Source organism: Stenotrophomonas sp. NPDC077659, from assembly GCF_050268705.1.
GTDB lineage: Bacteria > Pseudomonadota > Gammaproteobacteria > Xanthomonadales > Xanthomonadaceae > Stenotrophomonas.
Genome location: NZ_JBNNHG010000123.1, coordinates 1 through 11660 on the forward strand (window position 1 = coordinate 1; position 11660 = coordinate 11660).

Annotated in this window: 12 protein-coding genes; 7 read left to right on the forward strand and 5 right to left on the reverse strand. The window is 67.3% G+C overall.

The genetic code is table 11. The annotated features are described in order from the left end of the window. Positions 1-101: 101 nt before the first annotated feature. The 5 genes from gmk to ACQKDV_RS15150 form a co-directional block, all read right to left on the reverse strand. Positions 102-767, reverse strand: a complete 666-nt coding sequence (gmk, locus tag ACQKDV_RS15130; RefSeq protein WP_427784778.1) for a guanylate kinase — start codon at positions 765-767, stop codon at positions 102-104. A gap of 214 nt (positions 768-981) precedes the next feature. After that, a complete protein-coding gene (locus ACQKDV_RS15135) occupies positions 982-1767 on the reverse strand; it encodes a nucleotidyl transferase AbiEii/AbiGii toxin family protein (protein ID WP_427784780.1) in 786 nt (261 codons plus the stop codon). An 85-nt stretch (positions 1768-1852) separates the two neighbouring features. After that, positions 1853-2464, reverse strand: a complete 612-nt coding sequence (locus ACQKDV_RS15140) for a type IV toxin-antitoxin system AbiEi family antitoxin domain-containing protein (RefSeq protein ID WP_427784782.1) — start codon at positions 2462-2464, stop codon at positions 1853-1855. A gap of 92 nt (positions 2465-2556) precedes the next feature. Then, on the reverse strand, positions 2557-3006 hold the full coding sequence (locus ACQKDV_RS15145; protein ID WP_427784784.1) for a hypothetical protein: 450 nt from the start codon (positions 3004-3006) through the stop codon (positions 2557-2559). Positions 3007-3065: 59 nt separating this feature from the next. Continuing rightward, positions 3066-3926: a YicC/YloC family endoribonuclease gene (locus ACQKDV_RS15150; protein ID WP_427784786.1), complete on the reverse strand. Its 861-nt coding sequence runs from the start codon at positions 3924-3926 to the stop codon at positions 3066-3068. 124 nt (positions 3927-4050) lie between these two features. Between ACQKDV_RS15150 and rph the strand changes: the two genes are divergently transcribed. The 7 genes from rph to pepQ all read left to right on the forward strand — a co-directional run bounded on the left by rph (position 4051) and on the right by pepQ (position 11240). Continuing rightward, entirely contained in the window at positions 4051-4776 is a 726-nt protein-coding gene (gene rph / locus ACQKDV_RS15155; protein WP_005410889.1) for a ribonuclease PH, read from the forward strand. After that, entirely contained in the window at positions 4773-5162 is a 390-nt protein-coding gene (locus ACQKDV_RS15160) for a VOC family protein (protein WP_427784789.1), read from the forward strand. The genes rph and ACQKDV_RS15160 overlap by 4 nt, the downstream gene beginning before the upstream one ends. After that, on the forward strand, positions 5159-5755 hold the full coding sequence (gene rdgB / locus ACQKDV_RS15165; protein ID WP_427784791.1) for an RdgB/HAM1 family non-canonical purine NTP pyrophosphatase: 597 nt from the start codon (positions 5159-5161) through the stop codon (positions 5753-5755). Before ACQKDV_RS15160 ends, rdgB begins: the two co-directional genes overlap by 4 nt. A 57-nt stretch (positions 5756-5812) precedes the next feature. Further along, positions 5813-7039 carry a radical SAM family heme chaperone HemW gene (gene hemW, locus ACQKDV_RS15170; RefSeq protein WP_427784793.1) on the forward strand — a complete coding sequence of 409 codons (1227 nt, stop codon included), beginning with the start codon at positions 5813-5815 and terminating at the stop codon, positions 7037-7039. 146 nt (positions 7040-7185) lie between these two features. Then, positions 7186-9462, forward strand: a complete 2277-nt coding sequence (locus tag ACQKDV_RS15175; RefSeq protein WP_427784794.1) for a DUF1631 family protein — start codon at positions 7186-7188, stop codon at positions 9460-9462. Beyond that, the gene (locus ACQKDV_RS15180; RefSeq protein WP_427784795.1) at positions 9459-9833 is read left to right on the forward strand and encodes a PilZ domain-containing protein; all 375 of its coding nucleotides are present in this window, start codon (positions 9459-9461) and stop codon (positions 9831-9833) included. The genes ACQKDV_RS15175 and ACQKDV_RS15180 overlap by 4 nt, the downstream gene beginning before the upstream one ends. A 75-nt stretch (positions 9834-9908) precedes the next feature. Then, on the forward strand, positions 9909-11240 hold the full coding sequence (gene pepQ / locus ACQKDV_RS15185) for a Xaa-Pro dipeptidase (RefSeq protein WP_427784797.1): 1332 nt from the start codon (positions 9909-9911) through the stop codon (positions 11238-11240). Positions 11241-11660: the final 420 nt, after the last annotated feature.

Below are 11660 nucleotides of genomic sequence, written 5' to 3' on the forward strand. Positions count from 1 at the left end.
TATTGCATTGCGAATTTAGCTGTGGGATAAATTGCTCCGCCGGCAACCTACCGGCAGGAGCTGGACAAAATCAAGCCAACCCCCACCCGATTCTTTTGGAATCAGTCAGTTGCACCCGGATCCGGGGTCAGCAGGGCCTGGATGAGGCCGGCGTGGCGGACCTTCTGGGCCTCCCGGCGCAGGCGGCTGGCGGTGAAGATGGCGCACAGTTCGTCCACGGCGGTGTCGAACACCTCGTTGACGATGACGTAGTCGAACTCGTTGAAGTGCAGCATTTCATCGCGGGCGGCACCCAGCCGCTGGGCGATCACCGCCTCGCTGTCCTGGCCGCGCTTGCGCATGCGGTCCTGCAGGGCCTGCCTGGACGGCGGCAGGATGAACACGGTGACCGTGCCCGGCACCAGCTGGCGCACCTGCTGGGCGCCCTGCCAGTCGATTTCCAGCAGCACGTCCTGGCCGGCGGCCAGCTGCGGCTCCACCGACTGGCGGGCGGTGCCCTTCCAATCGCCGTGCACCCACGCGTGCTCGAAGAAGTCGCCATCGGCGATCATTTCCTCGAACGTCTCGGCGCTGACGAAGTGGTAGTGCTCGCCGTTCACCTCACCCGGGCGCATGGCGCGCGAGGTGAAGGAAATGGACAGGGCGATCTGCGGGTCACGCGCCAGGGTGGCGTTGACGATGCTGCTCTTGCCGGCACCCGAGGGGGCGGCAACGATGTACAGCGTGCCGCGCGCGACGGCGGCCGACGGGGTGGACGGAGCGCTCATGCGCGGAACCCAAGCTGTTGATTTCGCAAAATTTATCCTCGATGTTCCAGAACCGGCGCGGAAGATCGCGCCAGCACGGCGGGAGCTGCGCGGAACATCCTGGAACCAGGCCCGGCAGATGGCTCCCCGGGGTGCGGGCATGCAACTTTAACAGAGCGGCTTGGAATGGTTGCCTGGGGCGCGGCACGTGGCCGCAACCCCGTCCAGACGGACATCACCCTCCGTGCCCGTTCCTGGCTGTGATCCGCGCGCATGAGGGGCCGACCAGCTCCCACACCCTTTCGATGATCACTTCCAGTGAAACCCCCTCCAGGTCGAGCGATGCCGCGTAGGCGCGCCATTGCCGCTGCTTCCCTTCGTCGCCGAACATCTCGGCCGAGAGACCCGGTGGGCGATCTTTCGGGACATTCGTCTGCCGTCGCTCGAACGTTGTGGCAATAGCCGCGTCGAGATCTTCCGCGGATATCTCGATTGCCTGTGGCACTGCCCACAGATCGTAGTAGTCCTTCATGCGGCCGTTCAGGACACCCAGCGCCACCATCGCCTGGAATTTTTCAGCCACGACTGTGGCAGGCGGATAGGAACGGATATGGGGAGCGGGAAGATCCAGCAAGGTTGGATAGTCAATGCGCCAGCTCGGATCCGCCATTGCGTCGCCGAAACCGATATCGATGGTCACGGGGATGCGCGTCTTTTCAAGATAGGCGAAGGTCTTGAGGCGAACACCGCCATATTCCATCTCTTCCCTGATAACCGTCGCGGCAAGCGCGCCAGTATCGTAGGCGAGACCATCCTCACCCTCGACCGCCATGATTTCTGCGAAATCAGCGATCAGACGGGCAGGATCGGAATCCCCATGGCCGAGGAAATCGGCATCCCGGGTCACCCGATTTCCGTCGGCCACCCAGACAGTGACCAGCATGCCGCCTTTCAGGACGAAGCGGTCCTTGTGCACCGAGATCGACAACCTGTAGAGCAGCCGCTCAAGCGCGAACTTCACCAGGACAACATCGAAAATGCGCCCCTCTCTGCGAGCGATGACAAGCAGCCGGTCCTTGACTGACTTCGCCAGGTTGGACGGTCTTCTATCCATTGGAGGTGAGCGCCTCGATATAGGGTTGCATGACCTTCCAGGCCCCCCCGGCCTTCGCGACCTCGGCAATTGCGGCTGGCGTTGCCCGCCGTTGCTGGAGCGCAGCGCGCAGCCCCTCTACGGCGACGGAGCGGTCAATCAGCCGGGGATTCCGGAAGAGGTCCGCCAGCGTCTTCGGAATCGAATAGACCGGAACATCGAGCCCCGCGATCGCATGCTGCTCGACGCCCGTTCGCAGATACGGCTCCGCGAAACGGACGATGCGCAGCGGGGGGTAGGACTGCACGGGCGCCCAGTCGCTCTTGCCGATGGCCATCCAGATGCGTCGTGGCATCTGATCGGTCAGCCCGTGGAAGGCGAGCGCCGACACCATGGCGATCACCCCCTTGGGGACGCGCATGCTGGCTTCGGCAAGCATCTGATTCTCTTCGACTTCTGAATCACGCTTCTGATAGAGACCACGCGAGATACGTTCGATCTCACCGCTCTGAACGGCGCGGGCAATCGTCTGTGCACTGATGCCGGCATCACGCAGCTCATGGGCGCGCATCATGCTGCGCGTGCCGAGCAGGCGGTTGAGCTTGGCATTTTGAGAGGTCTGCATCGTCAGAATGTGACAAATCCTCAAACAGAACTGGAATCTATCATAGGTTTTGTCACACAACCCTTAACCCAGGCCCGACAATGCGCCCTCCTTCAGCGGGCCCGGTGCACCCTCGCCGCCGCAAAGCCCGGAACCGAGCCGCACAACACCGCTTCGACGTCATCCAGCCCGAGGCCGGCATCAAGCGCTTCCAGCACCAGACACTCGCCCATGTATCCGGTGAGCCCGGAGTTGTCGACCAGGCTGCACCAGACCAGCCGGTCAACAGGGCTGAGGACGTGCCGCTGCTGATCGAGCCGGGACGCATGGACAGCGTGCCACCGGTGTCGCCCTGTCCTGTCCTGTTGTCTCCAATAACAGCGCGCCGCGTCGACCGCTGCGCGTTGATCGGCATCCAGGCGGTCCCCCAGCCGGTCGCAAAAGGCCATAGCCAGCGCCGACTTCACGCGTGCGTCGTTTTCCAGCCCGGCGACCTCCAGAACCTCATCCAGCAGGTCCACGGTGGCGCGCATCGCCAGATAAGGATCGTTCGCGTCGTCCATGCGTGGCCGCCTCCAGCAGACCCAATGAGAAAGGGCGCCCGAAGGCGCCCCGATGCACATCACTCGATGTTCTGCACCTGTTCGCGGATCTGGTCGATCAGCACCTTCAGCTCGACAGCGGCATTGGACGTACGGCTGTCCACCGACTTCGAACCCAGCGTGTTGGCTTCGCGGTTGAACTCCTGCAGCAGGAAGTCCAGGCGGCGGCCCACCGGCTCGCGCTGCTTCAGCACGCGGCGGATTTCCACGATGTGGCTGCCCAGGCGGTCCAGCTCCTCGTCCACGTCCAGCTTCTGCAGCCACATCACCAGTTCCTGCTCGGCGCGGCCGGGGTCGACCGGGTGCGGCAGATCGGCCAGACGGGCCGCCAGTTTGGCGCGCTGGCCGTCGCGGATGGCCGGGATCAGCGTGCGAACCTCGGTGGCGATGCGCTCGATCCCATCCACGCGCTCGGCAATGGCGGCGGCCAGCGTGTCGCCTTCGCGTTCACGGGCGGCGACGAAGCCATCCAGCGCCTGGTCCAGCAGCGACAGTGCCTCGGCCTGCAGGGCCGCCGCGTCGGTGGCCTCGCCCTGGGTCACGCCCGGCAGCTGCAGCAGTTCGGTGAAGCTGACCTGCAGATTGGGGAAATCGGAGGTCAGCCGGTGCGCCAACTGGCCCAGCTGGCCCAGCAGCGCTTCGTTCACCTGCAGGCTGGCGGCACCTTCCGGCGCGCGCAGGCGCATGACCAGGTCCAGCTTGCCGCGGCTCAGGCGCGCAGCGATGCGCTCGCGCAGCTGCGGCTCCAGCGCACGCAGTTCCTCGGGCAGGCGCGTGCCCACTTCCAGGAACCGGTGGTTGACCGAGCGCAGTTCGCAGCCCAGCGTGCCCCACGGGGTGACGCGCTCGCCGCCGGCATAGGCGGTCATGCTTCGAATCATGGAATGTGTCCGGTGCGTGCAAAAGGGGAATGGTACCCTAGCGCCCTCACCAGAGCCCTGCTGCCCGCCCCGTCAAGGTCGCGGGCACGGCGGCGTACTCCCCTGCCCTTACGGAACCCGCACCATGTCCGATTCGCGCCCCAGTGGCCGCCAGCCCGACCAGCTCCGCCCGGTCGTCATCCAACGCGGCTTCACCCGCCATGCCGAGGGTTCGGTGCTGGTGTGCTTCGGTGAAACCCGCGTGCTGTGCACCGCCAGCGTGGAAAACCGCGTGCCGGGGTTCCTGCGTGGCAAGGGCGAAGGCTGGGTGACCGCCGAGTACGGCATGCTGCCGCGCGCCACCCACACCCGCAGCGACCGCGAAGCGGCGCGGGGCAAGCAGGGCGGCCGCACCCTGGAAATCCAGCGCCTGATCGGCCGCAGCCTGCGTGCCTGCGTGGACCGCAACGCGCTGGGCGAACGCACCATCACCCTGGACTGCGACGTGCTGCAGGCCGACGGTGGTACCCGCACCGCTGCCATCACCGGCGCCTACGTGGCCCTGGTCGATGCAGTGAACGTGCTGATGAAGCGTGGCGACATCAAGCGCAACCCGATCCTGGGCGCGGTGGCCGCAGTGTCGGTGGGCGTGTACCGCGGCACCCCGGTGCTGGACCTGGACTACGCCGAAGACAGCGACTGCGACACCGACATGAACGTGGTGATGAACGACGGCGGCGGCTTCATCGAACTGCAGGGCACCGCCGAAGGCCACGCCTTCCGTCGCGACGAGCTGGACGCGCTGCTGGGCCTGGCCGAGAAGGGCGTGGGCGAGCTGCTGGCTGCACAGCAGGCGGCGCTGTCGGCATGAACCGCCGGATCGCCCTGACCACCCTGGTGGTGGCCGACTACGACGAAGCCATCGCCTGGTACACCGGTAAGCTCGGCTTCACGCTGCTGGAAGACATCGACCAGGGCCACAAGCGCTGGGTGGTGGTCGGGCCGACCGACGGCAGTGCCGCTGCCCTGCTGCTGGCGCGTGCCAGCGACGAGGAACAGCGCAGCCGCATCGGCACCCAGACCGGTGGCCGGGTAGCCTTCTTCCTCAACACCGACGACTTCCACCGCGACCACGCGGCGATGCTGGCCGCCGGCGTCGAGTTCCTGGAAGCGCCGCGCGAAGAACCCTATGCAACGGTCGCGGTGTTCCGCGATCTGTATGGCAACACCTGGGACCTGCTGGAGCCCCGTCAATGAAGAAACTGGTATTGGCCAGCCACAACGCCGGCAAGCTGGTGGAAATGCAGGAGATCCTCGCCGATCTGCCGCTGCAGATCACCTCGGCCGCCGAACTGGGCCTGGGTGACGTGGAAGAAACCGGCCTGACCTTCGTCGAGAACGCGCTGCTGAAGGCGCGCGCCGCCTGCGAAGCAACCGGCCTGCCGGCACTGGCCGATGATTCGGGCCTGATTGTCGATGCCCTCGGCGGCGCGCCCGGCCTGTACAGCGCGCGCTATGCCGGCCACCCGACCAACGCCGCAGCCAACAACGCCAAGCTGCTGGAGGCGATGGCCGAGGTGCCCGATGGCCAGCGCAGCGCCCGCTTCTATGCGGTCATCGTGCTGCTGCGCCATGCTGACGACCCGCAACCGCTGATCTGCGAAGGCCGCTGGGAAGGGCAGATCATCCGCGAACTGCGTGGCACCCATGGCTTCGGCTACAACCCGGTGTTCCTGGACACCACCCACGGCCTGACCGCTGCGGAAATGGAGCCGGCGCTGAAGAACGCCATCAGTCATCGTGCCCTTGCCCTGCAGCAGCTCAAGCAGCAGCTGGCCAGCTGGCTCTGATGCCATCCTGATGACCCAAGGGAAGCCGGCCAGCGGCCGGCACTACCGATGATGCCCATGCCGCACGCCCACGACCACTGCAACCACCTGCCCGGCGAAGCCTGTTCCGGCGACCACGCGCACGACACCGCGCCGCGCCTGGTGCCGCCACCGCTGTCGCTGTACGTGCACCTGCCGTGGTGCGTGCGCAAATGCCCGTACTGCGATTTCAATTCGCACCAGGCCAAGGGCGAGCTGCCGTTCGAGGCCTACATCGACGCCCTGCTGCGCGACCTGGACCAGGACCTGCCACTGGTCTGGGGCCGGGTGGTGCACAGCGTGTTCTTCGGGGGCGGTACGCCCAGCCTGTTCCCGCCGGACGCCATCGACCGCTTCCTGCAGCAGGCCAGCGCACGCCTGCGCTTCGCGCCCAATGCCGAGATCACCCTGGAAACCAACCCGGGCACCGCCGAGCACGGCCGCTTCGACCGTTACCGCGCCGCCGGCGTGAACCGCCTCAGCTTCGGCATCCAGAGCTTCGACGATGCCGCGCTGAAGCGCCTGGGGCGCATCCATGACAGTGGCGAAGCCGAGCGCGCGGTGAAGATGGCGCAGGACGCCGGCTACGACAATTTCAACATCGACCTGATGTACGCGCTGCCGGAACAGACCCTGGCCGGTGCCGAGGCCGACCTGGAGCGCGCCTTCGCGCTGCAGCCGGCACACATCTCGCACTACCAGCTGACCCTGGAACCGAACACCGTGTTCTTCGCGCGGCCGCCGCAGGGCATCCCCGATGAAGACCATGCCTGGGACATGCAGGAGCACTGCCAGGCGCTGCTGGCGCAGGCCGGTTTCGGCCAGTACGAAGTAAGTGCCTATGCCCGCCCTGGCCGGCAGAGCGCGCACAACCTGAATTACTGGCGCTTCGGCGATTACCTGGGCATCGGTGCCGGCGCGCACGGCAAGATCAGCTCGGGTGCAGAGGAACACGTGCTGCGGCGCTGGAAGCTCAAGCACCCGCAGGCCTACATGGACAGCGCCGGCAGCCCGGGGTCGTTCGGTGGCGACGAAGTGATCGCCGCCGACCGCCTGCCCTTCGAGTACATGCTGAACCTGCTGCGCCTGCATGAAGGCTTCGGCCTGCGCGATTTCGAGTCGCGTACCGGCCTGCCGCGCAGCGTGCTGGCCGCGCCGCTGGCCGAGGCCGTGCAGCGCGGCTGGCTGACCGTGGTCGACGGCCATGTACAGCCCACCGAACTGGGCCGCCGCTTCACCAACGACGTGGTGAGCCTGTTCCTGTAGCGCCGGGCCATGCCCGGCGAGGCGCGCCCTGGCAGGGCCGGCCGCTGGCCGGCCATCGCCGCTCACATTGCCCCTCAAGTAGCGTCTTCACCGGCCGACACGGTAGATTCCCATGTCGATCCGCGGGAATCCCGGAACTGTCGCCGATGTCTGCCGCTTTCCCCTCTGCCACCTCTGACAGCGCGCGCCTGGCCGCCGCAGACCTGACCCCACGCGTGCGCACGCTGCTGGGTGAACTGCTGGTGCTCTGCCGCCATGTGCTGACCGCTCCGCTGATCCTCACCGTGGAAGTGGCCGAGCAGGCGCTGCTGCACGATGCCGAGCACGCCCGCAACCCACAGATGCAGGCCGAGCTGCTGGCCCAGCGCGGCCAGTTGCATGCATTCGCCGGTACCTTCTGCGAGCGCATGCTCGATGCGCTGGCCGACAGCCTGGTGCAGCTGCGCGCGCCGCAGGACATCGCACCGCCGGCAGCCCCCGCCCGCGCGCCGGGCCTGCTGGGGCTGTCGCTGGTGGATGACCACGAGGTGGACCGCACCCTGGTGCTGGCCGAAATGGTGCGCCGGGAAAACCAGCGCTCGGGCAATGCACTGAACCTGCTGGGCCAGCGCCTTGCGGTACTGGCCGCCGCCCCGGCATTGGACAGCGACACCCTGCCACTGGCACCGCAGGCACTGTGTACGCTGGTGCGGCGCCTGGCTGAACGGGACGGTCTGAGCGCCGAGCTGCAGCTGGCCATCTACCGCAGCTTCGAGCGCCAGCTGCTGGAACGCCTCGGCGATCTGCTGGAACGTGCCAACACCCTGCTGGCACAGCACGGCGTGCTGCCGGGGCTGGTCTACACTCCCTACCTGGCACGCTCGTCCAGTACGCGCCGGATCATCACCCAGTCCGTCGGCGGTGGACGTGCAACGCAGCCGGCCCCACGTGCCGCCGAACCCTTGACCGGCTGGAGCGGTTCCGGCCGCCCCGGCTCGTGGTCGGCGCTGATGCAGAACGCCTTTGCCGATGTCGCCGCGCCGGGAACCGCCAACCCCGAACTGACCACGCCACCGGCCAACCTGCTGCACGACCTGCTGCAACAGGCCCGGCATGCCACGCCGATGGCCGTGGAGCCGCCCTCGATCCCCAGCGCAACGGTGGATGCGGTGCTGGCACGCCTGCAGGCCCAGGCCGGGACCGCGACCAGCATCACCGACCTGCAGACCGCCGTGACCGCGCAGCTGCGCAGCGAGCATGGTGCTCAGGCGCAGCTGGCCAGCCATGATCGCGATCACCTGGACCTGTTGCGGATGCTGCTGCAGCAGATCCAGCAGCAGCAGCGCCCGGACCCGGTGCCAGCCGCCCTGCTGGCCCGCCTGCAGGTGCCGCTGGCGCGTGCGGCGATGGCCGACCCCGCCTTCTTCGTGCGCGACGAACACCCTGCACGCGAGCTGCTCAATACCATTGCCGAAGCCGGTGCCAGCTGGCTGGGCGATGACGATGTGGACCCGCAGTTGATGCAGCGCCTGGCGCAGAGCGTGCAGGGACTGCTGGGCCAGGATGCGCGCACGCCGGAGGTGTTCGCTGCGGTCAACGAGGAAATCCAGCAGCACCAGCGCGCCTCCGCACATCGCGCCGAACTGGCCGAACGCCGCCATGTCGAAGCCGCACGCGGCAAGGAGCGCCTGGCGCTGGCCCGCCGCGAAGCCAGCGCGCAGATCGACCAGCACTGCCAGGCACAGCAGCCGCCGCGCTTCGTGCAGACCCTGCTGCGTGAGGCCTGGGCCGATGCGCTGACCCTGACCCGGCTGCGCCATGGCGATGATTCGGCACAGTGGCAGGAACGCCTGCAGCAGACCGAACGCATTGCCGCCGTCACCGCCGCACCCGTCGGGGCCGACAGCACGCCCGACGCACCGCTGGCTGCGGAAGTGGAGGCCGCCCTGCTGCAGGTCGGCTACCACCCCGAGGAAGCGTCGGCGGTCGCCCGTCGCCTGGCCACGCCCGGCGGCGAAGACGAACACACCTCCCGTACCGAACTCAGCGCGCGCCTGAAGGCACGGGCGCGGCTGGGCGAGCACGCGACGGGCAGCGGCGACGCCCCCGAGACCACACCGCGCACGGCCGCCGAACAGGCCTGTCATGACCAACTGGCCCGCCTGCCCTTCGGCAGTTGGTTCGACCTGACTGGTGAGGACGGCAGCGTGCGCCGCCAGCGGCTGTCCTGGTACAGCCTGCTGACCGGCCACGTGCTGTTCGTCAACCCACGTGGGCAGAAGAGCAGCGAGACCGACCTGGATACGCTGGCCCGGCAGATGAGTGCCGGCCGGGCGCAGCTGGTCACCGAAGAAAAGGGCCGCCTGGTCGACCGCGCCTGGCAGGCCAGCCTGTCAGCCCTGCGCGCGTTGGCCGGTCGCCGCCGCCAGGAGCCTGAAGCATGAACCAGCCCCCGCCGCAGGACACCCGCCGCGCCCCGCGACGCCAGGTGTCCGACCTGGTTCCGGTCAGCGACCAGATGCGCGAAAGCGTGATCGGCCGGCTGGGCAACGTCTCTGAAACCGGCATGCTGATGCTGGCCAGCCAGCCGCTGCGCGACGACGCGCTGTACCAGCTGCGGTTCCCGCTGCCGCTGGGCGACGGCCGCAGCGAAGCAATCGACGTCGGCGTGCACCTGCTGTGGAGCGAGCCCGCGCATGCGCCGGGCCAGAGCTGGGCCGGGTTCCGTTTCCTGACCCTGTCGCGCGAGCATCGACAGCTGCTGCGCGCCTGGATCGGCGAGGATAGCGACGAGGCACCGGTTACAGCAGGCTGAGTGCCGGTTCCTGCACAGCGGTTTTTTGCGGTATGCGGCAGAATCTAGGGCCGTTTTCCGTGTCGAGCCACCGCAATGATCCAGCAAGACCCTGGCGCCCTGTATTCCGACCACCTGGCCGTGCTGTGCCGACGCGCCGAACAGGCGCTGGCGCGCGGCGGCTTCGATCATCTGGTGGTGCCCAGCGGCACCCTGCACTACCAGGTGTTCGACGACCGCGACTACCCGTACGCGGTGAATCCACAGTTCAAGGCCTGGCTGCCGCTCACCCGCGTGCCCAACAGCTGGGTGGCGTTCACCCCGGGCAAGCGTCCGGCGGTGATCTTCCACCAGCCCTTCGACTACTGGCACGTGGTGCCCGATGCGCCCAGCGGCTGGTGGGTGGAGCATTTCGACATCCACATCATCCGCACGCCTGAAGAGGCGCTGGCCCTGCTGCCGGGCGATCCGTCGCGCTGCGCGATCCTGGGCGAACCGCAGAGCGCGCTGGGTGCGTACGTGCCGAACAACCCGGCGCCGGTGGTGAACTACCTGGAATGGCACCGCGCCTGCAAGACGCCGTACGAAGTGGCGTTGATGCGCCAGGCGCAGGTGCTGGGCGTGCGCGGCCACCGTGCTGCCGAGGCCGCGTTCCGCAATGGCGCCGATGAATTCAGCATCCACATGGCGTATTGCCAGGCCGTGGGCCAGGATGCCAACGAACTGCCTTACGGCAACATCGTGGCACTGAACGAACACGCTGCCGTGCTGCACTACACCGAGCTGGGCCGAAAGGCACCGCAGCCCCTGCGCAGCTTCCTGATCGATGCCGGCGCCAGTGCCCACGGTTACGCCAGCGACATCACCCGCACCCATGCCGCGCACGGCCATGACGAATTCGCGGCGATGATCGAAGCCGTGGATGCAGCCCAGCAGCAGATGTGCGCCGCGGTGCGGCCGGGCTTCGACTACAGGCAGCTGCATGTGGATGCACATCTTTCGCTGATGGGCGTGCTGAAGGATTTCGGAGTCATCAATGTCTCGCCGCAGACCGCGCTGGAAACCGGCGTCAGCGCCGCGTTCTTCCCGCATGGCATCGGCCACCTGATCGGCCTGCAGGTGCACGACGTGGCCGGTTTCGCGGCCAGCGAGGAAGGCGGCCGCATCGAGCGCCCCGCCGGCCATCCGTACCTGCGCCTGACCCGCGTGCTGGAACCGGGCATGGTGGTGACCATCGAGCCGGGCCTGTACTTCATCGACATGCTGTTGAACGAAGTGAAGGCCGCCGGTCATGGCGATGCAATCAACTGGGACCGCGTGGACGTCTTCCGCCCGTATGGCGGCATCCGCATCGAAGACGAAGTGCTGTGCACCGACGGCGAAGCGGACAACCTGACGCGCCCGGTGTTTGCGGCGGCCAACGGCTGAGCCCCTCGTGGCTGGCCTCACAGGTAGAGTCGACTGTTAGTCGACTGGCATCATGCGTGGTGCGCGCTTGGTGGGGCGGGGCGGGTTCGCGGGGGACGCCGTGAATCCATCCCTGGAGGCTTGGCCGCGGCATCCATGTCGCGTACACCCCCACGAACCCGCCCCGCCCCACCTCTGACAATTTCCTGCGTGCGTCCAACCACGGAAAAGAAAATAGAAAATCAAAAGCGGGTCGCGCGCTGCGCACGCTCTGTGTCGACCAAGGTCGACACCTACCAGTAGATCCACGCCATGCGTGGATGATCAATTCGATATCCGACAGATGTGCCGACCAACGGTCGGCACCCACCAACAGCCGCGTGAACCTGTCGAAGGTGGGGCGGTGTCGGATTGCGGGGTGTCCGCCGCATGGATGCGGCG

Coding starts and splice junctions, on each gene's coding strand:
- ACQKDV_RS15145 (WP_427784784.1), bottom strand. CDS start 3,006: ATGGACGACGCGAACGATCCTTATCTGGCGATGCGCGCCACCGTGGAC.
- hemW (WP_427784793.1), top strand. CDS start 5,813: ATGCCGCACGCCCACGACCACTGCAACCACCTGCCCGGCGAAGCCTGT.
- ACQKDV_RS15150 (WP_427784786.1), bottom strand. CDS start 3,926: ATGATTCGAAGCATGACCGCCTATGCCGGCGGCGAGCGCGTCACCCCG.
- ACQKDV_RS15175 (WP_427784794.1), top strand. CDS start 7,186: ATGTCTGCCGCTTTCCCCTCTGCCACCTCTGACAGCGCGCGCCTGGCC.
- rph (WP_005410889.1), top strand. CDS start 4,051: ATGTCCGATTCGCGCCCCAGTGGCCGCCAGCCCGACCAGCTCCGCCCG.
- gmk (WP_427784778.1), bottom strand. CDS start 767: ATGAGCGCTCCGTCCACCCCGTCGGCCGCCGTCGCGCGCGGCACGCTG.
- ACQKDV_RS15140 (WP_427784782.1), bottom strand. CDS start 2,464: ATGCAGACCTCTCAAAATGCCAAGCTCAACCGCCTGCTCGGCACGCGC.
- ACQKDV_RS15160 (WP_427784789.1), top strand. CDS start 4,773: ATGAACCGCCGGATCGCCCTGACCACCCTGGTGGTGGCCGACTACGAC.
- ACQKDV_RS15180 (WP_427784795.1), top strand. CDS start 9,459: ATGAACCAGCCCCCGCCGCAGGACACCCGCCGCGCCCCGCGACGCCAG.
- rdgB (WP_427784791.1), top strand. CDS start 5,159: ATGAAGAAACTGGTATTGGCCAGCCACAACGCCGGCAAGCTGGTGGAA.
- pepQ (WP_427784797.1), top strand. CDS start 9,909: ATGATCCAGCAAGACCCTGGCGCCCTGTATTCCGACCACCTGGCCGTG.